Here is a 19,518-nt window from a genome sequence, read left to right as displayed (position 1 = left end):
ATGGTAAATAAAATAGAACATATCGGAATTGCAGTAAAAAACATGGAGGATGCTAATGTATTGTTCGAGAAATTACTGGGCGTTCCGTCATACAAAATGGAATCGGTAGAGAGTGAAGGGGTTTTGACTTCTTTTTTTCAAACAGGAGTTAATAAAATTGAGCTTTTGACGGCCACAAATCCCGAAAGTCCAATTGCGAAGTTCTTAGAAAAAAAGGGAGAAGGGATTCATCACATCGCTTTTGATGTAGAAGACATTCACGCAGAAATAACACGACTGAAAGACGAAGGTTTTGTGTTGATTAATGAGGTACCGAAAAGAGGAGCGGATAATAAATTAGTAGTTTTTCTGCATCCAAAAAACACAAATGGGGTTTTGGTGGAGCTTTGTCAGGAAATAAGATAAAAAAATGTGTTTTTTTTATTCCTGAATAAGCCATTGAAAATCAATTGTGTTCCGTGAAATAAGGGTGGCAGTTGCAAATTAAATAGAAAACATCTCTTAAAATATTTGGAGTGAACGAAAAATAGTAGTAATATTGCAACCTCAAACCGGTCCTATAGCTCAGCTGGTTAGAGCACCTGACTCATAATCAGGTGGTCCCTGGTTCGAGCCCAGGTGGGACCACAGAAAAGCTTCATAAATTTTATGAAGCTTTTTTTATTTGTAAAACTTGCATTTAAATGAAATTCTTATACATTTGCCAATAATTTTGAGCGTAAACACTTGTTTTTGTGAGAATTATAATAAGAAAAATAATTTTAATAATGTACTCTGCTGTTTTTCAGCGTATTGAAAATTATGAAGATATCTAAGCCTGTTTTTTTTGTATTTGTTTTGACCTTGATTAGTATTTCGAGTGTTATGGCTGAGGATGGTCCTCCTGAACCAAGGGCCAGGACCAGTAAGGCAGCTGCAGGGCCTCCGCCTCCACCGGATGGGCCTATTGATCAGAATTTAATAATTTTAGTTGTAGGTGCTTTGTTTCTGGGAGCACATACTGTATATAAAAATAGTTATAAAAGAAAAGCTTCAATGTAAATTGAAGCTTTTCTTTTATATAGCATGTTTTAGAGGCTATTTGTTTATCGAATAAAGTCTTGAAATGTATTTTCCTACTACATCAAACTCCAAATTAATCTTTGTTCCGATTTTGAAGTTTTTAAAATTGGTGTTTTCATAAGTGTACGGGATTATTGAGACGCTAAATTCATTTGTTTTCGAATTTACAACAGTAAGACTTACTCCGTTTACGGTTATGGATCCCTTCTCGATAGTAATGTTGCTGAGGTTTTTATCATATTCGAAAGTGTAATTCCAGCTCCCGTTTGCCCCTTGTATGTTGGTGCAGGTTCCGGTCTGGTCTACGTGGCCTTGTACAATATGTCCGTCCAGACGATCTCCGAGTTTCATTCCTCTTTCCAGATTTACGATGTCGTTGGCTTTCCAGTCACCTATATTGGTTTTTAGAATGGTTTCTTCTATTGCGGTTACCGTGTAACAGTTGTCTTTTATGGCGACAACAGTTAGGCAAATGCCGTTATGAGAAACGCTTTGATCGATTTTTAATTCAGTGGTGATAGAAGACTCAACGGTTACATGAAGGTTGTTTTGGTCTTTTTGTATTTCGTGAATTCTTCCTAGGGTTTCTATAATTCCTGTGAACATTGTTGTTTTATTTTACTAAATTTGCACATCAAAATTAGTAATAAATAAACTGAGCACATGAATAAAAAAGCAGAAAATATAATTGTTGGAATTTCAATAGGAGATTTAAACGGTATTGGAAGCGAAGTTATATTAAAAACATTCGAAGATTCTCGTATGTTGGAACTCTGTACGCCGGTTATTTTTGCTAATGCCAAAATACTTTCTTTTGTTAAAAAAAGTGTGACTTCTACCATTCAGTTTCATGGGATAGATAAATTAGACCAGGTAGTGACGGGAAAAGTGAATGTCTTTAATCTTTGGAGAGAAGGTGTAGATGTCAATTTTGGAACAAATGATGTAAAAATAGGGGAGTATGCCGTAAAATCTTTTGTTGCGGCTACAAAGGCGCTAAAGGATGGATTAATTGATGTTTTGGTTACAGCTCCTATTAATAAATACAACATTCAGTCGGAAGAATTTAAATTTCCGGGACATACCGATTATTTAGAGCAAGAATTAGAAGGAAATGCCCTTATGATGATGGTTCAGGATAATCTGAGAGTTGGTTTGCTAACGGATCATGTACCGTTGAATGAGGTTTCGTCTCATTTGACAGAAGAATTGATCACTAGAAAAATAGAAACCATTAAAAAGTCCTTAATTCAGGATTTTAGTATTGTGAAGCCAAAAATTGCAGTTTTAGGGTTGAACCCTCATTGTGGTGATGGCGGAGTGATCGGAAAAGAAGATGATTTGATTTTAAAGCCGGTTTTGAAAAAAATATTCGATAAAGGAACTATGGTTTTTGGGCCATTTCCTGCAGATGGGTTTTTTGGAAGCAGTCAATATGAAAAATATGATGCTGTTGTAGCGACCTATCACGATCAGGGACTTATTCCTTTTAAAACGCTTTCGTTCGGTAAAGGGGTTAATTATACAGCAGGATTGAATAAGGTAAGAACCTCGCCGGACCACGGTACGGCTTATGATATTGCCGGAAAAGATGTTGCAGATTACAATTCATTTAAAGAGGCCGTTTACCTTGCGATTGATATTTTTCGCTCGCGTAATCAGCATGAGGAGATTACTCAAAAACCTCTTAAAATAAAAGAAAAACAGTTATAAGCAAAAAAAGGTGAATAAGATTATTAGTTTTATAATAATTTTATATCTTTGCACCCCAATTCAGGTATCTGAGTTTTAGATACCGGTTGGATAAATTGATGTTGAAATGAGCAAAACAAAAGAATTTTTAATTCCTTTCGTAGGATTAAAATTAGGAAAACACCATTTTGAGTATCAAATAAGTAACGCGTTCTTTGAGAACTTTGATTACGACGAATTTCAAAGTTCGGATATCAAAGTGGCTTTAGTTTTAGATAAGAAAAGCAACATGATGGAGTTGGATTTCAAACACAAAGGAACTATAAATGTACCTTGTGATCTGACAAGCGAAGAATTTGATTTGCCTATAAAAGGGAAAATGAAATTAATTGTTCGCTTCGGAGATGAATTCAATAACGATAATGAAGAGTTGTTGATCTTGCCGCATGGAGAGCATGAAATAGATGTAGCACAATACATTTATGAGATGATTGCACTTTCGGTACCGCTAAAACGAGTTCATCCAGGAGTAAAAGACGGAAGTTTGCAAACCGAAGCTTTAACAAAACTGAATGAATTAACCGTAAAAGAACAAAAAGAAGAGAGTAAACAAGAAGAAGATATTGACCCGCGTTGGGACAAATTAAAGAAACTATTAACGGATAAATAATATAGTAAAATGGCACATCCTAAGAGAAAAATCTCGAAAACAAGAAGAGATAAGAGAAGAACACATTATAAAGCTACTGTAGCTCAGATCGCTACATGTCCTATCACTGGAGAGGCACATTTATACCACAGAGCTTACTGGCATGAAGGTAAAATGTATTACAGAGGGCAAGTTGTTATCGATAAATCTGTAGCGGTTGCTTAATACGTTTTTGTAAAAAATACTGGAACTCTCACATCGTGGGAGTTTTTTTTGTTGGTTATAATTTTCTTTTTTTAAGAAAATAGATACAAATTCGCTTTGTTTTTTTTTGTAATTTTCAAGTCTTTTAAAAATTTTTCAAATAGGAGTATTTGGAAGGAAATAATAGAATATAATGAATACAATCACAGCCGCAATTACCGCTGTTGGAGCTTATGTTCCTGACTTTGTACTTTCGAACAAAGTTTTAGAAACAATGGTTGATACCAATGACGAATGGATTACCACTCGTACCGGGATAAAAGAAAGAAGGATTCTTAAAGATGCTGACAAAGGAACATCGTTTCTTGCTATAAAAGCAGCACAGGATTTAATAGCGAAAGCAAATATTGATCCGTTAGAGATTGATATGGTTATAATGGCAACGGCTACAGCAGATATGCCAGTAGCTTCTACAGGAGTTTTTGTTGCCACAGAAATTGGAGCTACAAATGCTTTTGCATACGATTTGCAAGCAGCATGTTCAAGTTTTTTATACGGAATGTCTACGGCTGCAGCTTATATTCAGTCAGGACGATATAAAAAAGTATTATTGATTGGTGCGGATAAAATGTCATCAATTGTAGATTATACAGATAGAGCGACTTGTATTATTTTTGGAGACGGCGCAGGAGCTGTTTTATTTGAGCCAAATTATGAAGGCTTAGGTTTACAAGACGAATATTTACGCAGTGATGGCGTAGGACGTGATTTTCTTAAGATCGCTGCCGGTGGTTCTCTGATTCCTACTACAGCAGAGACCGTACAAAACAAACTACACAATGTTTTTCAGGACGGGAAAACCGTTTTCAAATACGCAGTAACTAATATGGCTGATGCCAGCGAATTGATCTTAAAAAGAAACAATTTGACTAGAGAGGATGTAAGCTGGTTAGTAGCACATCAGGCAAACAAACGTATTATTGATGCGACAGCAAACAGAATGGAGCTTGAAGATTCTAAAGTATTAATGAATATCGAAAGATATGGTAATACAACTTCAGCAACTTTACCATTAGTGCTAAACGACTTTGAACACTTATTAAAAAAAGGAGATAATATTATTTTTGCCGCTTTTGGTGGTGGATTCACTTGGGGATCTATTTACCTAAAATGGGCTTACGATAAGAAATAAATTAAAACTAAAAACAAATCATTATGGATTTAAAAGAAATTCAAAACCTAATCAAATTTGTTGCAAATTCGGGAGTTGCAGAAGTTAAGTTGGAAATGGATGATGTGAAAATCACGATCAGAACAACTTTGGAAACAAATGTAACAGAAGCTACTTATGTGCAACAATTACCTGCTCAAACTGCATTGCCACAGGCAGTAGTTCCTCAGCAGACAGCTCCGGTTGTTGTAAATGTTAACACTGATACACCAGCTGCAACAGAAGATTCTAAGTATATCACTATAAAATCTCCAATTATTGGAACGTTTTATAGAAAACCATCTCCGGATAAAGCCGTTTTCACTGAAGTGGGAAGCACTATCGCTAAAGGTGATGTTCTTTGTGTAATTGAAGCAATGAAATTATTCAACGAAATCGAATCAGAAGTTTCAGGTAAAATTGTAAAAATTCTTGTTGACGATATGTCTCCTGTAGAATTTGACCAACCTTTATTTTTAGTTGATCCATCATAGTTTTTAAAAATTCCAATAGACAAATCACAAAATCCAATGAGTTGGAATTAGGAGATTGGAATTTGTAATTTTTAATATAAGTAAGATGTTTAAAAAAATATTAATTGCGAATAGAGGAGAAATTGCACTTCGTGTAATTCGTACATGTAAAGAGATGGGAATCAAAACTGTAGCGGTTTACTCTACAGCTGATGCAGAAAGTCTACATGTTAAGTTCGCTGACGAAGCGGTTTGTATAGGACCTCCTCCAAGTAACTTATCGTATTTGAAAATGTCAAATATTATTGCTGCTGCTGAGATTACCAATGCAGACGCAATACACCCGGGATACGGTTTTCTTTCTGAGAATGCTAAATTCTCTAAGATTTGCCAGGAACACGGAATCAAATTTATTGGTGCCGCTCCTGAAATGATTGACAGAATGGGAGACAAAGCTTCTGCAAAAGCTACTATGAAAGAAGCAGGAGTACCTTGTGTTCCAGGTTCAGACGGATTGTTAGAATCTTTTGAACAAACACAAGAACTGGCTAAAGAATTTGGTTACCCGGTAATGCTTAAAGCTACTGCCGGTGGTGGTGGAAAAGGAATGCGTGCTGTTTGGAAAGAAGAAGACTTATTGAAAGCCTGGGAAAGCGCACGTCAGGAAGCTGCTGCTGCTTTTGGGAATGACGGAATGTACATGGAGAAACTTATTGAAGAACCACGTCATATCGAAATTCAGGTTGTAGGAGATTCTTATGGAAAAGCATGTCACCTTTCTGAAAGAGATTGCTCGGTACAACGTCGTCACCAAAAACTTACTGAAGAAACACCTTCCCCTTTCATGACAGACGAATTGCGTGCTGCTATGGGAGAAGCTGCTGTAAAAGCTGCTGAGTTTATTAAATACGAAGGAGCAGGAACAGTAGAATTTTTGGTTGACAAACACAGAAATTTCTATTTTATGGAAATGAATACCCGTATTCAGGTAGAGCACCCGATCACAGAACAAGTTATAGATTATGATTTGATTCGTGAGCAAATTATGGTGGCTGCAGGAATTCCAATTTCCGGAAAAAACTATTTACCACAATTACACGCTATAGAATGTCGTATTAATGCTGAAGATCCGTATAACGATTTTCGCCCTTCACCGGGAAAAATTACTACGCTTCATATGCCAGGTGGTCACGGTGTACGTTTAGATACACACGTTTATTCTGGTTATAGTATTCCACCTAATTACGATTCGATGATTGCCAAGTTAATTACAACAGCGCAATCTCGTGAAGAAGCAATAAGCAAGATGCGAAGAGCTTTGGATGAGTTCGTTATTGAAGGTGTGAAAACTACAATACCTTTCCACAGACAATTAATGGATGATCCAAGATATATTGCAGGAGATTATACCACTGCATTTATGGATACTTTCAAAATGAATCCAATCGAATAATTTTAAAGGCTATCAATTTTGATAGCCTTTTTTTGTTTCTATAGTTAGTTTATCACTACCGTTTAAAAAAAACGATCCGGTTTACCGGTTTGGTTTTTCGCTAAGTAAACACTATTTGTGTATACTTTTTACACACTATTTCGTAATAGTATACAGTTTTGTTTGTTTTTGAGTTTTGTTGTATTTTGTTTAAAGCCTTTTAAAATAAGAGCTTAGGGCGTTTGATAGTTGGTTTTGTACTTACGGCATAATAATTTCATTATCCTAAAGCGTATAACAACTATTAAATAACTAAACATATACATTATGAAAAATTTATTTTTATCAGCCGCAATCGTTTTGGGAAGTTTAACTTCATTTGCCTCAACTACTCCAATTAGTAACACAACAGTAAAAACGATCTCAGTTCAGGATGACTATACAGAGATTAAATTGGAAGAACTTCCTGCTGCTGTTACAGACGCTCTTAAAAAAGCATATCCAACTGCTGTACTTGCTAAAGCATTCAAAAATACAAACTCAGAGTACAAATTAGAAGTAACAGTTGGAGATAAAACGGGAAATCTTTTTGCTAACGCAGATGGAACCTGGATCAAAAAATAAGTATCTTGGTTTCTCTTAAAAGCATTCAATAAACACTATTAAATATATACACACTATGAAAAATTTATTTCTATCAGCCGCAATCGTTTTGGGAACTTTGACTTCATTTGCTTCAACTTCTCCCATTTCTACTACAATCCTAAAAACAATCTCAGTTCAGGACGAATATACTGAAGTGAAGCTGGAGGAAGTACCAGTCGCGATTACAGATGCTCTTAAAAAAGCTTATCCGACTGCTGTACTTGCCAAGGCATTCAAAAATGCAAATTCAGAATATAAATTAGAAGTTACCGTTGGGGACAAAACAGGGAATCTTTTTGCTAATGCAGATGGAACCTGGATTAAAAAATAACCAAAGTAAACTTAAAAACTATATCTTATGAAAAAATTAATGATCACTGCGACAATCGTTTTAGGAACTTTGTCAATGCAGGCTGGAACCACTTTTATCAAAACCACAAAAGTCCAGTTAGAAACCAATCAGGAGGAGTATAAAGAAATAGATGCTGTTCCGGCAGCCATCAAAACCGCTTTAGATAATGCTTATCCGGGGGTGAAGCTTGAAAAAGCATACGTTAACGAAAAGAAAGAATATAAAATTGAGATCGTTGTAAGAGACGTAAAGTCAGTAGTATACACCGATGCTCAAGGAAATATTCTAAAAAAATAATAACTAATTATTAAACAACCCAATAAAAAAATCATTATGAAAAATTTAGTAGTAGCAACAGCAATCGTTTTAGGAAGTTTAACTGTTAATGCAGCCACAACTCCATCATTAGAAAATGCAGTAAACCAATCCGTACTTATTCAAGATGAGTTTAAGGAAGTTAGTGCAGATGCAGTTCCGGCGGCAGTAAAATCAACAGTTGAAAAATCTTTTCCAGGTACAAAACTTGAAAAAGCGTATGTAAATGAGAAGAAAGAGTATAAGCTTGAAATCTCTAAAGGAGACAAAAAGTATATTATATTCTCTGATGCTGCGGGAAACATAGTTAAATAAGAAAAAATATGAAAAAGATCGTTTTAATAGCCGCAATCGTTTTAGGAAGCCTATCCATTTATGCCACTACAATTGTACATTCTGAAGAAGTGAAAACGGAAACAAGTTTCCAAACCGAATATACCGAAGTTGGTACAGATGCTGTTCCGGCAGCAGTAAAAACGGCATTGGAAACAGCGTACCCTGGGGCAAAATTGGTTAAAGCTTATGTAAACGAGAAAAAAGAGTACAAATTAGATATATCAGTTGGTGACCAAAAGGCTACTGTCTACTCAGATGTCAATGGCAACTGGTTGAAAATATAATTAGGTGAATTAGATTTATGTTTTTGGTAAAAAAGAGATTGTTGGATAACAATCTCTTTTTTTTTGCAAAATTTTATGAAAAGACAAGTTTAATAGTATTATTTTAGCAAAAAAGTCACTAAAAAACAATGCCAAAGATATTACTAATAGAAGATGATATTTCATTCTGCAAATTATTGGAGAAGTTCCTGATAAAAAAAGAATATGAAGTAATCATTGCCTTTTCAGCTGCAGAAGCCCGAGTAGCAGTTAACAATCAATTATTCGATTTGATTTTAACGGATCTACGATTACCGGACTCTGATGGTATTGTACTTATGACTGAATTTAAGGCTTCAAATCCCGAAATACCTGTGATTTTAATGACAGGGTACTCCGATGTGAATACGGCTGTAAAAGCGATCAAAAATGGCGCTGCAGACTATATTTCGAAACCGTTTAATCCCGACGAAGTTTTGTTGGTTATTACAAACGCTTTGCAAACTCCGCAAGTTCAAGTTCCAACAAAAGAAAAGAAAGTTGTCAAAAAACAAACTGCCGCTACGGAGAATGAATTTGTACGAGGAATTTCTGTAGCTTCAAAAAAATTACTGGATCATATTCAATTGGTTAGTCCAACAGATATGTCTGTTTTAATTATTGGAGAAAGTGGTACAGGAAAAGAAATCATCGCCAAAAGCATTCACGAACAAAGCACCCGAAAAAGCAATAATTTCATTGCCGTTGATTGTGGTGCGATCCCAAAAGAATTGGCAGCAAGTGAGTTTTTCGGACATTTAAAAGGATCTTTTACGGGAGCAATCAGCGACAAAATGGGTTATTTTGAAGCGGCTAACGGTGGAACTCTTTTTTTAGATGAAATAGGAAATCTTTCGTACGAAAATCAAATTCAGTTGCTAAGAGCACTTCAAGAACGAAAAATTAAACCCGTAGGAAGCAACAAAGAGATTAACGTTGATATCAGAATTATTACGGCCACCAATGAAGATTTGCGGGAAGCCGTTAAAAATGGTGATTTCCGTGAAGATTTATACCATAGAATTAATGAATTTTCTATTCAGTCTCCTTCCTTGACCGACCGCGAAGAAGATTTAATGGTTTTTGCCGATTATTTTCTCGAGAAAGCCAATCAGCAATTAAACAAAGAGATTATTGGTTTTTCACCGGATGTAATTCGAATTTTTCAAAACTACAGTTGGCCCGGAAATTTACGTGAACTTCAAAATTGCGTAAAACGTGCCACATTATTGTCACGCGGAGATTATATTGAAAGTGAAGTTTTACCAACAGAATTTTTTCAAATCGAAAAACAACAAAATTCTAAAGGAAATTTTTCATTGTCAGAAAACGAGAAAGAGGCCATTATTCATGCATTATCCAAAGCACAGAATAACAAATCAGAAGCGGCTAAACTGCTTAAGATTACCAGAAAAACACTTTACAATAAGCTAAAGCAATACAATATAGATTAAGCTATTTCTTGTTCCAGCGCAATAAAAAGAGTTTCGATTTGGGTTTTTAAACTGTTGAATATACTTTCTAAATCAGAATTTTTAAATTCATTCTTTTCTAAAGTTTTTAAGATACCGGCAATTTCATCAGATTCAATTTGTTTGAACATCGGTGCAATTCGGTGTGCAATAAGGTTAACTTCAGAAGTGTCATTTTCTGTTATTGCTTTGTTTAAGTAAGTCAAATTTTCTTTAGTACTTTCAATAAACGAGGTGATAACATCTTTCAAAGCATCAGCATCATTGCCTAAAAATTCTTTCAGGGTATCTAATGAGTACAGAGATTCGTTGGCTGATAAAGCTTCAGTAGTTCCTATTTCATTATTGGGTAGCGGAATATCTTCCGCAATATGATGTAGGGTTTCAAGCAGCATTTTTGGGGAATACGGTTTTTTGATAACAGTGGTGAATCCGGCCTCTGTGTAAACGGAGAAATCGAGATCTGTTCTTCCCGTCAGTGCAATTATAGGTTGGCTTTTGAATGTCGAAAGCGCACTGTTTTTTAATTTTTCAATAAACATAAAACCATCCATTTCCGGCATTTGAATATCGGTGATGATAAAGTCAAAATCAGTAGTAGCAATGGTTTCTAACGCTTTTACGGCTTCGTTAAAAGACAAAACATGATGATTTTCCTGCTTTAAGACGCCACTGGTTAAATTCAATAAATTAATATCGTCGTCAATAACAATAAAAGTCAGCTTTTTTGTATTGAGGTTAGCGGGCTGTTTCGGGGTTGTAGCCGTTGTGTTTTTAGTACTGTCAAATAATAAAGGGAGTTTGATTTCAAAAGTACTTCCTTCTCCAAAAGTACTTCTAAGGGTTAAGCTTCCTTGAAGAATGGTGATTATTTTTTGGCAGATAGACAGACCTAAGCCGGTTCCGCCATATTGCTTTTCAATATTTTCATTGGCCTGTGCAAATTCTTCAAAAACCAATTGTTGGTTTCCTTTCTCAATTCCAATTCCGGTATCTTCAATGGTAATAACAAAAAAGTCGCTGTTGTCTGCAACATAAGCACTGATTTTGATAAAGCCTTTTTCTGTAAATTTATAAGCGTTCCCGATTATATTGGTCAGGATTTGCTTTAAACGAAACGGATCGCCGACTATTTTGCTGCTCAGCTGATCGTCAACATTGATAATAAGATCGATGTTTTTGTTTTTATAAACGGTCTGAATGTTTTTGGCAGCCTCTTCAATAAGCTCAGGTAAAAGGAAAGGTACTTTCTCGATGCTGATTTTCCCCGCTTCGATTTGAGAAAAATCCAATAAATCCTGAACGAGTTGCGAAATATATTCGGAGGAATTTTTAATGTTTTTAACGAAATAGGATTGTTTGGTTGTCACATCAGAATTGCCCAAAAGTTCCGTGTAGCCCACTATGGTACTCAAAGGTGTTTTGAGATCATGACTTACCGTTGAGATAAGTTGCTCGCGGCTTTTTAGCAGATTTTTGGTTTTGAAATTAGCAATCTCGAGCTGTTTTTTATACAATTGAGATTTGGAGTAATCGCTAACAATTAAAATAGAGAAAAACACCGTCAGCAATAAACCAATAATGGCAGACGCTGTTACGATATCATTGACTTTTTTAAGTGATTTTTCTTTTAAAGAATTGTTTTTTATAGAGTTGATAATGATTTCACGCTCTATAATACGAAGTACTTTTCTAAGTTGTTCCGAGATGGCAATTTCATTTTTCAGCAATTTGTTTTCCTCAAAATTCAGCGATTCTTTCTTTTTTTCTGCTTTTATTTTGACATTGCTTAATAGCTTTTTTGAATTGGCCAAGATAGAATCAGAGGCCTGTTTACTCAACGTATTGGTGCTGTCGTCGGGAATATTCTGATTGAGATAATCAACATATTTCTGAAGCACATTTCGCTGGTAATTCCCCAATTGATTGGGACTTTTCGTAAAATCCTGAAGTTCCAGCTTACGGAGTTTGAATTCCATTTTGGTAATTTCGTCAATAGCAGTATTGACCGAAACTTCATCGTCGGCCTTGTTTTTTATGGTTTTTAGCTGTCGGATATTCTCTGTTTTTTCGGACAAAAAATAGGTAACACTGTCTAGTAAAATTTTCTGATAGTCGGTAGTAACGATTTGTTTTAAGGTGTCGATTCTTGCACGCAGGGAATCTGTTTCAATAATATAACTTTTAAAGTCATTTTCAGAATTCGTCTGGATCGTTTTTCGGGCCAAACTTTCTGTTTTGTATACATTAGAGAAGAGTTTACTGACTCTTAAAATCTTGGTTTTTTCAAAGCCTATTTTTTCTTCGAGTTTGTTATAAACTTTATTCTCCGAATATAGGAACCAACCAACCGTAACAACTAATCCCAGTAATGCAATATAACTGAAGAGTACTTTAATCGGCATGTAACTTTTTTTACTCTCCATAAATTAGGGTAACAGGAATTGCAAGGGTTTTTGTAAATGAAACAACTGCAATTTATTTAAAATTTTCTGATTTAGGATTATAAACCGCGAGGAAAATCTTGTATAATTTTAATATGAGGCTTAAAAAAACCGCAGATTTTAAAGATGAAACAGGTTCGATCTAGAAAATCTACGGTTATTTTTTTTAAACACGAATTTCACGAATTGGCACGAATTGTTTTTTTTTTGCCACGAATTAATTAGTGTAATTAGTGCAATTCGTGTTTGATTTTTTTGCCACAGATTAAAAAGATTCGCACAGATTATCTGATCGTTTTGGTTTTTTTGCCAAGAATATCTCCAATTGGCACGAATTAATTAGTGTAATTAGTGCAATTCGTGTTTAATTTTTTTGCCACAGATTAAAAAGATTCGCACAGATTATCTGATCGTCTTGATTTTTTTGCCACGAATTTCACCAATCGGCACGAATTAATTAGTGTAATTAGTGCAATTCGTGTTTGATTTTTTTGCGTCGCAGATTATCCAATCATTTTAATCCTTTAATCTGTGCCAGTTTTTTCACCCAGCTTTAACAGATTTTTTCAAAAGCAATGATGAAAAAAATCTGCCAAATCTGCGTGCTATTTTATTTCGAAACAGACGCTTACAACGTTTCGTTTAACCATTTGAAAAACTCACCTTGCCACACCTGAGCATTCTGAGGTTTTAAAACCCAGTGGTTTTCTTCCGGGAAATAGACTAAACGGCTTTTAAGACCTCTTAATTGTGCCGCTTGAAAAGCTTCTTGTGATTGTCCGATTGGCACACGGAAATCTTTTCCTCCCTGAACAATCAAAATCGGTTTGTTCCAGTTTTGAACTAAGCTTGCAGGATTAAAAGTAGTATACGTTTTTTGTGCTACTGCATTGTCTTTTTCCCAATAAGCACCACCAAAATCCCAGTTGTTAAAGAAAACTTCTTCCGTTGTTCCAAACATGCTTTGAGTATTGAAAACACCATCGTGAGCGATAAAAGTTTTGAAACGGTTTTTGTGAATTCCAGCTAAATAGAATACAGAATAACCACCGTAACTAGCGCCAACGCAACCTAAACGAGATTTATCTACATAGCTTTCTTTAGAGACATCATCAATTGCAGATAAATAATCATCCATAACCTGTCCACCCCAATCTTTACTGATTTGTTCGTTCCATTCTACTCCGTGTCCCGGCATTCCGCGACGGTTTGGAGCGACTACTACATAACCTTTAGCAGCCATTAAAGAGAAATTCCAACGGAAAGAGTATGATTGTGTTAAGGCAGATTGTGGCCCTCCCTGACAGAATAATAGTGTTGGATATTTTTTTGTAGCATCAAAATTAGGAGGTAAAATTACCCATACCAACATTTTTTTACCGTCGGTAGTCGTAACATAACGTTTTTCTGTTTTGCTTAATGTTAGGGTGTTGTATGTTTCGGTATTTACATTTGATAATTGTTTCCAGGTTTTTTTCTTCAAATTATAAGAAAAAATTTCAGCCGCATGATTCATGTCTGTTCTCGTTACGATAATTTCATCACCTGAAAATCCAACTAGATCACTTACATCAAAATCCCCGTTTGTCAATTGACGAACCTGAATGGCTATTTTGGTTAAACCCGGAAAGTTTACTTCAAAAAGTTGTTTTGTTCCGTCTACCGGTGCTACAAAAAATACTTTTTTACCGTCTTTACTCCACATGAAATTATCTACAGTACCGTCCCAATTAGCAGTTAAGTTCGTTTTGATTCCTTTAAATTCAACAATAATGTCGTTTTTGTCCGCTTCATAACCATCACGTTTCATTTGCAACCAGGTTAGATTTCCTGTTGGAGAAAATTGCGGAGCAGTGTCATAACCTAAGTTACCTTCGGTTCTGTTGCTTGTTTTTTGAGTTTCTAAATTGTACTCATAAATATCGGTATTCGTAGAAATGGCATAAGCAGTTCCGGCTTTTTTCTTGCATACATACAAGATACTTTTTCCGTCAGGAGACCAGATATAATCTTCGTCACCACCAAAAGGTTTTTGTGGACTGTCGAAAGCTTCTCCTTTAAGGATATCAATTCCTACAGCTTCTTTGTTGTTATTTTTGTAGAAAACATGATTGAATTTCCCTTCGTTCCAAGTGTCCCAGTGACGGTAATCTAAACCATCGTAAATCTGAACATCAGACTTATCTAAGTTCGGATAGAAGTCTTTTCCTAAAACTTTATCGATTTTTACTTCTTCATTATAGACTAATAACGTTCCGTCAGGCGAAATGTTTTTGTCTGTCAACACCTCTTTGGTGTCTTTGATTTCAGTTGCATTCCCTCCATTTACCGGTAAAATGTAAAATTTAGAATGCGATTTGTTTTCCTCTACAGAAGGAGTTGTTACTTTAAAAACAACATTTTTTTCGTCTTTCGAAAGGCCTAGTGGAGTCACTCGTCCTAATTTCCATAACAATTCCGGTGACATTACATTCTGTCCGATAGCGTTTAAACTCATCATTATTAAGGTTGTTACTAGTACTTTTTTCATAATTGAAATTCTAATTTTTGTGGTGCCTAAAGTACGAATTTTAAATTCCAATCTTTTAAATTCCAAATTCCAATTTTTGTTAATGTTTTTGGGGAAAAATGGGTTTAAATTCCAGTCTTCTGAAATTCCAGTCTTCTGAAATTCCAAATTCCAACTTTTTGTTGGTGACTTGGATAGATGAGGGGCGTCACTCTTCGACTTCGCTCAGAGTGACACTCCTGGTTGGAATTTGGAATTTCAGAAGATTGAAATTTACGTCTAGTATATTTTGTTGACGATTAAAAAAAGGAAGTAAGCTCACTCTTCGACTTCGCTCAGAATGACACCCCTCGTTGGAATTTGGAATTTCAGAAGATTGGAATTTACGTCTAGTATATTTCGTTGGTGATTTAAAAGAAGAAAGCCCGCTCTTCGACTTCGCTCAGAGTGACACTCCTAGTTGGAATTTGGAATTTAAAAAATTGGAATTTACTTATGGTATATTTCGTTGGTGATTTAAAAGAAGAAAGTCCGCTCTTCGACTTCACTCAGAGTGACACCCCTCGTTGGAATTTGGAATTTAAAAGATTGGAATTTACGTCTAGTATATTTCGTTGGTGATTTAAAAGAAGAAAGTCCACTCTTCGACTTCATTCAGAGTGACACCCCTCGTTGGAATTTGGAATTTCAGAAGATTGGAATTTACGTCTAGTGTATTTCGTTGGTGATTTAAAAGAAGAAAGTCCACTCTTCGACTTCACTCAGAGCGACACCCCTCGTTGGAATTTGGAATTTAAAAAATTTGGAATTTATTTTTTAGCATAAAAAATTTCTATTTTTATACCTAAAAAATATTCACTCATGGAATTAAGTTATTGGGAGCTTAAAAATTGGTTTACTAATGTAGATTATACGATCGTTGGCAGCGGTATTGTAGGTTTGCATGCAGGGTTGCGTTTGCGCGAAAGATTTCCAACTGCAAAAATTCTGATTTTAGAAAAAGGAATGTTACCCCTGGGAGCAAGTACCAAGAATGCCGGTTTTGCTTGTTTCGGAAGTCTTTCTGAAATTATTGAGGATTTAAAAACACATTCAGAAGACGAGGTAGTGCAACTTGTTGAAAAACGTTGGCAAGGTTTGCAATTACTTCGAAAAAGATTGGGTGATACTGCTATCGATTTTAGACCGCATGGTGGTTATGAACTTTTTTTGAAAGAGGAAAACAATGGTTTTGAAGATTGTGTAAGTAAGTTGCCTTTTATAAATAGTATTTTAAGACCACTTTTTAAAGCAGATGTTTTTGGCAAAGAAGTGGACAGATTTGGATTCAAAGACATTGAAGACTATTTGATTTTTAATCCATTTGAAGCTCAGATTGATACCGGAAATATGATGCAGGAGTTATTGAAACAAGCGATTGCAGCAGATATTCTGATTTTGAACCAGCAAACCGTAACATCTTATCAGGATAATGGAACACTGGTTGAAGTAGCCTTGAATGATTTTAGTTTTAATTCAAAAAAAATACTTTTTGCGACCAATGGTTTTGCAAATGTCTTGACAAAAGGAGCTGTACAGCCGGCAAGAGCGCAGGTTTTAATTACAGAACCCATTCCGAATTTAGATATTAAAGGTACTTTTCATCTCGATAGGGGGTATTATTACTTCAGGAATATCGGTGATCGGATTTTATTGGGCGGAGGCAGAAACCTGGATTTTGAAACAGAAAACACTACAGAATTTGGGCAAACCAAAATTGTTCAAAATAAATTGGAGGATTTACTTAAAAATGTAATTTTACCGAATCAGGAATTTCAGATTGCCCATCGTTGGAGTGGCATTATGGGAGTAGGGAACAGTAAAAATCCTGTGGTTACACAATTGTCTGAAAACGTGTTCTGTGGAGTGCGTTTAGGCGGAATGGGTGTAGCGATAGGTAGTTTAATAGGAACAGAATTAGCAGATTTAATATAATGGCAGTCAAAAAACCAGCACCAAAAACAACCACCGCAAGTAAACCTAAACCCAAAGCGCCTCCTAAAAAGGCGAAACGTTCTTTTGGTGAAAAAGTAAAATGGTTTTTCATTAAATTATTGCTTTGGTTCTTCGGGGTTTCAATTGCATCGGTGGTTTTATTCAAATACATACCGGTTCCTTTTACTCCGTTAATGGTGATTCGTGCCATTGAAAATAAAACAGGGGGCAAAGAAGTCTATTTTGACCATGATTGGGAGCCTATTGACAAGATTTCGATGAATTTGCAAAAAGCAGTTATTGCCAGTGAAGATGGAACTTTTCTATCACATAATGGTTTTGATTTTAAAGCACTTCAAAAAGCCTATAAAAGCAACGAACGTGGACGTAGAATTCGGGGCGGAAGTACAATTTCGCAGCAAACCGCCAAAAATGTTTTTTTATGGCAGGGGAAAAGTTATTTCAGAAAAGGATTAGAAGCCTATTTCACCGTTTTAATTGAAGTAATATGGGGAAAGAAACGCATTATGGAGGTCTACCTGAATAGTATCGAAATGGGTGACGGTGTTTATGGCGCATACGCTGCAACAGAACATTGGTACCGACGTGATGCTTCGAGTTTAACACCAATGCAGGCTGCCGGAATTGCGGCCATATTGCCAAACCCCAGAAAATTTAAAGCAACAGGATCCTCGAGTTATATCAACAGACGTAAAGAAAGAATTGTTCGCGAAATGCGTGCAGTTGGAAAAATAAATTACGATGGGAAGTAAACGAGCCTTCGCAGGGCTTCTCGTATTGACATCGCTTTTTGTTTTTGGACAAGGAAAGACGAAAGAAATAGGACTTATTTCAGATAATGATTTATACACATCGTCTAAGAACGATATGTATTATACCAATGGGCTAGAGTTTTTCTATCGGTTTCTGTCGAAAAACGACAATGAAAAAATCAATAAAAAAATAACCGAATTTCGCGTCGGACAATACATTTACAATCCACGGTTTATAAATATAGAAGTGCGTAATAACAATAATCGTCCTTTTGCAGGGTATCTTTTTGCAGAAGCGGGTCGCAGCTTTTTTTACAATAGCGAATCCGTTTTGAAAACCGATTTTCAGTTGGGATTTGTGGGGCAGAATTCTCTTGGAAGAGAAATGCAGGAAGCCTTTCATCATGTGATCGGATACAAAAAAGTATACGGTTGGGAGAATCAGATTCACAATGCGTTGGCACTTCAGGCGCATGTAATGTATTCGAAGAAATTATTTCCAAGTCAACATAACGATTTTGCCGATCTTCATTTTCAGTCCGAAGCCGATTTAGGGACTATTTTTACGGGAGTTTCTACTGGTTTTTTGACCCGAATTGGTTTTAAAAAATTGCTTCCGGTTTATGATTCAAATTTGCATGACGCTTCTGTGAGTACTAACCCGCAATATACGGTGCGGGAGTTTTACTTTTATGCCATGCCAAGTGTCAGGTATCAGTTTTATGATGCTACAATCGAAGGAAGTTTGTTTAATAATGAAAGTCCTGTGACTTTTGACTTGGTTTCGCTTCGTTTCAATGCTGAGTTTGGATTAAAATACCGTCATGACAATTTCAACTTGTCGTATTCTTTTATTTATCACGGAAGAGAATTAAACAGTCATGAGATTACCGGATCTTTTTATGGTTCGATTCGGTTTGCGTATTTATTAAAATAAAAAAGCCATAATCTGAGACTATGGCTTTTGGTATTTGCTTTATATATGAATGTCGTATTTTATAATTTCAGGGTACTAATTCAGAAATATTTAAAAATGATACTAGTTCAAAAAACAGATACTTTTCTTTTGATGAAGATGGAATACGATCCCCGTACTTCTATTATATTTTAATGTTATTTACAATTTTTATTCATTAGCCGATTCCTAGTAAAGAGTGCCGAATCATCAGGGATTAAACAAGAATTGACTCATTAAAATGCACACTATATTTTCTATGCCTCGCTAATTTTTTGCAAATGTACGAAGAGAAACTTTATTAAATTGTCAATATTGGATTAAAATTTTCTAATATTAGATAAATTTTTGCCAAAAAATAGTCGGCTCTTTATTGAATAGGTAATTTGGGAAGAAATGATCCCGTCTATTGTAATGAATTCACTGTAAAAATCAAATTGCAAGAAGGCGTTAAGTGTTTAAAAATAAGGTTAATTAGGTTTTTTATTGTTAAACTAACGCTTGCGAATTTGGACTCAAGGCAACTATATCGATTTCAAATAAGAATAGTAGTATTGAAATGCAGCTCAAATTTTAAAACGTAAGAATGCACTTCTTTTTTTATGATTTGTATAAATTTTCAGCCCCATTCGCTCCGTAGAAATGATGCTGAGGTTTGACTGTTTTTAGAAAAGAACATCCAAAATAGAAGAAAAGAACAGCTGCCGTCGCAATAGACG

General features: G+C 35.4%; 20 protein-coding genes and 1 tRNA gene. 18 read left to right on the top strand and 3 right to left on the bottom strand.

Features of this window, described 5'->3' with window-relative positions:
• From mce to ACHRV3_RS18540, 3 genes are all read left to right on the top strand, one after another.
• Window positions 1-405, top strand: coding sequence for a methylmalonyl-CoA epimerase (mce, locus tag ACHRV3_RS18550; RefSeq protein WP_047776788.1), 405 nt, complete (start codon window positions 1-3; stop codon window positions 403-405).
• 148 nt (window positions 406-553) lie between these two features.
• Window positions 554-627: transfer RNA gene (locus ACHRV3_RS18545), tRNA-Ile, on the top strand.
• 174 nt (window positions 628-801) lie between these two features.
• Window positions 802-1,041, top strand: coding sequence for a hypothetical protein (locus tag ACHRV3_RS18540; protein WP_395435732.1), 240 nt, complete (start codon window positions 802-804; stop codon window positions 1,039-1,041).
• Window positions 1,042-1,077: 36 nt separating this feature from the next.
• On the opposite strand, the gene ACHRV3_RS18535 is transcribed toward ACHRV3_RS18540, so the two are convergent.
• Window positions 1,078-1,668, bottom strand: a complete 591-nt coding sequence (locus tag ACHRV3_RS18535; protein ID WP_395435733.1) for a riboflavin synthase — start codon at window positions 1,666-1,668, stop codon at window positions 1,078-1,080.
• 57 nt (window positions 1,669-1,725) lie between these two features.
• Between ACHRV3_RS18535 and pdxA the strand changes: the two genes are divergently transcribed.
• From pdxA to ACHRV3_RS18475, 12 genes are all read left to right on the top strand, one after another.
• Entirely contained in the window at window positions 1,726-2,775 is a 1,050-nt protein-coding gene (gene pdxA, locus ACHRV3_RS18530; RefSeq protein WP_047776819.1) for a 4-hydroxythreonine-4-phosphate dehydrogenase PdxA, read from the top strand.
• A gap of 106 nt (window positions 2,776-2,881) precedes the next feature.
• Window positions 2,882-3,424, top strand: a complete 543-nt coding sequence (locus ACHRV3_RS18525; protein WP_047776821.1) for a DUF177 domain-containing protein — start codon at window positions 2,882-2,884, stop codon at window positions 3,422-3,424.
• Between the two features lie 9 nt (window positions 3,425-3,433).
• Window positions 3,434-3,628: a 50S ribosomal protein L32 gene (gene rpmF, locus ACHRV3_RS18520; protein WP_007137315.1), complete on the top strand. Its 195-nt coding sequence runs from the start codon at window positions 3,434-3,436 to the stop codon at window positions 3,626-3,628.
• A 172-nt stretch (window positions 3,629-3,800) separates the two neighbouring features.
• Window positions 3,801-4,799 (top strand): beta-ketoacyl-ACP synthase III, encoded by a 999-nt coding sequence (locus ACHRV3_RS18515; RefSeq protein WP_047776822.1) that lies wholly within the window; start codon window positions 3,801-3,803, stop codon window positions 4,797-4,799.
• 23 nt (window positions 4,800-4,822) lie between these two features.
• On the top strand, window positions 4,823-5,311 hold the full coding sequence (gene accB / locus ACHRV3_RS18510) for an acetyl-CoA carboxylase biotin carboxyl carrier protein (protein WP_047776824.1): 489 nt from the start codon (window positions 4,823-4,825) through the stop codon (window positions 5,309-5,311).
• 85 nt (window positions 5,312-5,396) lie between these two features.
• Window positions 5,397-6,743 carry an acetyl-CoA carboxylase biotin carboxylase subunit gene (gene accC / locus ACHRV3_RS18505; protein ID WP_047776826.1) on the top strand — a complete coding sequence of 449 codons (1,347 nt, stop codon included), beginning with the start codon at window positions 5,397-5,399 and terminating at the stop codon, window positions 6,741-6,743.
• Window positions 6,744-7,049: 306 nt separating this feature from the next.
• A complete protein-coding gene (locus ACHRV3_RS18500) occupies window positions 7,050-7,346 on the top strand; it encodes a hypothetical protein (protein WP_395435734.1) in 297 nt (98 codons plus the stop codon).
• Between the two features lie 55 nt (window positions 7,347-7,401).
• Window positions 7,402-7,698 (top strand): hypothetical protein, encoded by a 297-nt coding sequence (locus ACHRV3_RS18495; RefSeq protein ID WP_395426454.1) that lies wholly within the window; start codon window positions 7,402-7,404, stop codon window positions 7,696-7,698.
• Between the two features lie 27 nt (window positions 7,699-7,725).
• A complete protein-coding gene (locus ACHRV3_RS18490) occupies window positions 7,726-8,016 on the top strand; it encodes a hypothetical protein (protein ID WP_395435735.1) in 291 nt (96 codons plus the stop codon).
• A gap of 36 nt (window positions 8,017-8,052) precedes the next feature.
• Complete coding sequence (locus tag ACHRV3_RS18485; RefSeq protein WP_047776832.1) at window positions 8,053-8,349, top strand: PepSY-like domain-containing protein; 297 nt, start codon at window positions 8,053-8,055, stop codon at window positions 8,347-8,349.
• An 8-nt stretch (window positions 8,350-8,357) separates the two neighbouring features.
• Entirely contained in the window at window positions 8,358-8,654 is a 297-nt protein-coding gene (locus ACHRV3_RS18480) for a hypothetical protein (RefSeq protein ID WP_047776834.1), read from the top strand.
• A 128-nt stretch (window positions 8,655-8,782) separates the two neighbouring features.
• Window positions 8,783-10,126, top strand: a complete 1,344-nt coding sequence (locus tag ACHRV3_RS18475) for a sigma-54 dependent transcriptional regulator (RefSeq protein ID WP_230003689.1) — start codon at window positions 8,783-8,785, stop codon at window positions 10,124-10,126.
• Here ACHRV3_RS18475 and ACHRV3_RS18470 read toward each other — a convergent pair.
• Together ACHRV3_RS18470 and ACHRV3_RS18465 are read right to left on the bottom strand one after the other, a co-directional pair.
• Window positions 10,123-12,570, bottom strand: a complete 2,448-nt coding sequence (locus ACHRV3_RS18470) for a hybrid sensor histidine kinase/response regulator (protein WP_395435736.1) — start codon at window positions 12,568-12,570, stop codon at window positions 10,123-10,125. The genes ACHRV3_RS18475 and ACHRV3_RS18470 overlap by 4 nt on opposite strands.
• A 646-nt stretch (window positions 12,571-13,216) precedes the next feature.
• A complete protein-coding gene (locus ACHRV3_RS18465) occupies window positions 13,217-15,118 on the bottom strand; it encodes a S9 family peptidase (protein ID WP_395435737.1) in 1,902 nt (633 codons plus the stop codon).
• An 840-nt stretch (window positions 15,119-15,958) separates the two neighbouring features.
• On the opposite strand from ACHRV3_RS18465, the gene ACHRV3_RS18460 reads away from it, so the two are divergent.
• Genes ACHRV3_RS18460 through ACHRV3_RS18450 form a run of 3 tightly spaced genes read left to right on the top strand, consistent with a single transcriptional unit; the run spans window position 15,959 to window position 18,781 of the window.
• On the top strand, window positions 15,959-17,071 hold the full coding sequence (locus ACHRV3_RS18460; protein WP_395435738.1) for an NAD(P)/FAD-dependent oxidoreductase: 1,113 nt from the start codon (window positions 15,959-15,961) through the stop codon (window positions 17,069-17,071).
• The gene (gene mtgA, locus ACHRV3_RS18455) at window positions 17,071-17,844 is read left to right on the top strand and encodes a monofunctional biosynthetic peptidoglycan transglycosylase (protein WP_395435739.1); all 774 of its coding nucleotides are present in this window, start codon (window positions 17,071-17,073) and stop codon (window positions 17,842-17,844) included. Before ACHRV3_RS18460 ends, mtgA begins: the two co-directional genes overlap by 1 nt.
• Complete coding sequence (locus tag ACHRV3_RS18450; RefSeq protein WP_395435740.1) at window positions 17,834-18,781, top strand: lipid A deacylase LpxR family protein; 948 nt, start codon at window positions 17,834-17,836, stop codon at window positions 18,779-18,781. The genes mtgA and ACHRV3_RS18450 overlap by 11 nt, the downstream gene beginning before the upstream one ends.
• Window positions 18,782-19,518: the final 737 nt, after the last annotated feature.

It is taken from the genome of Flavobacterium sp. FlaQc-49 (assembly GCF_044005985.1).
In the GTDB taxonomy this organism is placed as follows: domain Bacteria; phylum Bacteroidota; class Bacteroidia; order Flavobacteriales; family Flavobacteriaceae; genus Flavobacterium; species Flavobacterium cupriresistens.
The sequence above is the reverse complement of the archived record's forward strand: the minus strand, read 5'-3'. Positions and strand labels throughout refer to the sequence as shown.

What these genes read in the sequence shown, in the direction of transcription:
- mce (WP_047776788.1), top strand. Translation starts at nt 1, where the DNA reads ATGGTAAATAAAATAGAACATATCGGAATTGCAGTAAAAAACATGGAG.
- ACHRV3_RS18540 (WP_395435732.1), top strand. Translation starts at nt 802, where the DNA reads ATGAAGATATCTAAGCCTGTTTTTTTTGTATTTGTTTTGACCTTGATT.
- ACHRV3_RS18535 (WP_395435733.1), bottom strand. Translation starts at nt 1,668, where the DNA reads ATGTTCACAGGAATTATAGAAACCCTAGGAAGAATTCACGAAATACAA.
- pdxA (WP_047776819.1), top strand. Translation starts at nt 1,726, where the DNA reads ATGAATAAAAAAGCAGAAAATATAATTGTTGGAATTTCAATAGGAGAT.
- ACHRV3_RS18525 (WP_047776821.1), top strand. Translation starts at nt 2,882, where the DNA reads ATGAGCAAAACAAAAGAATTTTTAATTCCTTTCGTAGGATTAAAATTA.
- rpmF (WP_007137315.1), top strand. Translation starts at nt 3,434, where the DNA reads ATGGCACATCCTAAGAGAAAAATCTCGAAAACAAGAAGAGATAAGAGA.
- ACHRV3_RS18515 (WP_047776822.1), top strand. Translation starts at nt 3,801, where the DNA reads ATGAATACAATCACAGCCGCAATTACCGCTGTTGGAGCTTATGTTCCT.
- accB (WP_047776824.1), top strand. Translation starts at nt 4,823, where the DNA reads ATGGATTTAAAAGAAATTCAAAACCTAATCAAATTTGTTGCAAATTCG.
- accC (WP_047776826.1), top strand. Translation starts at nt 5,397, where the DNA reads ATGTTTAAAAAAATATTAATTGCGAATAGAGGAGAAATTGCACTTCGT.
- ACHRV3_RS18500 (WP_395435734.1), top strand. Translation starts at nt 7,050, where the DNA reads ATGAAAAATTTATTTTTATCAGCCGCAATCGTTTTGGGAAGTTTAACT.
- ACHRV3_RS18495 (WP_395426454.1), top strand. Translation starts at nt 7,402, where the DNA reads ATGAAAAATTTATTTCTATCAGCCGCAATCGTTTTGGGAACTTTGACT.
- ACHRV3_RS18490 (WP_395435735.1), top strand. Translation starts at nt 7,726, where the DNA reads ATGAAAAAATTAATGATCACTGCGACAATCGTTTTAGGAACTTTGTCA.
- ACHRV3_RS18485 (WP_047776832.1), top strand. Translation starts at nt 8,053, where the DNA reads ATGAAAAATTTAGTAGTAGCAACAGCAATCGTTTTAGGAAGTTTAACT.
- ACHRV3_RS18480 (WP_047776834.1), top strand. Translation starts at nt 8,358, where the DNA reads ATGAAAAAGATCGTTTTAATAGCCGCAATCGTTTTAGGAAGCCTATCC.
- ACHRV3_RS18475 (WP_230003689.1), top strand. Translation starts at nt 8,783, where the DNA reads ATGCCAAAGATATTACTAATAGAAGATGATATTTCATTCTGCAAATTA.
- ACHRV3_RS18470 (WP_395435736.1), bottom strand. Translation starts at nt 12,570, where the DNA reads ATGGAGAGTAAAAAAAGTTACATGCCGATTAAAGTACTCTTCAGTTAT.
- ACHRV3_RS18465 (WP_395435737.1), bottom strand. Translation starts at nt 15,118, where the DNA reads ATGAAAAAAGTACTAGTAACAACCTTAATAATGATGAGTTTAAACGCT.
- ACHRV3_RS18460 (WP_395435738.1), top strand. Translation starts at nt 15,959, where the DNA reads ATGGAATTAAGTTATTGGGAGCTTAAAAATTGGTTTACTAATGTAGAT.
- mtgA (WP_395435739.1), top strand. Translation starts at nt 17,071, where the DNA reads ATGGCAGTCAAAAAACCAGCACCAAAAACAACCACCGCAAGTAAACCT.
- ACHRV3_RS18450 (WP_395435740.1), top strand. Translation starts at nt 17,834, where the DNA reads ATGGGAAGTAAACGAGCCTTCGCAGGGCTTCTCGTATTGACATCGCTT.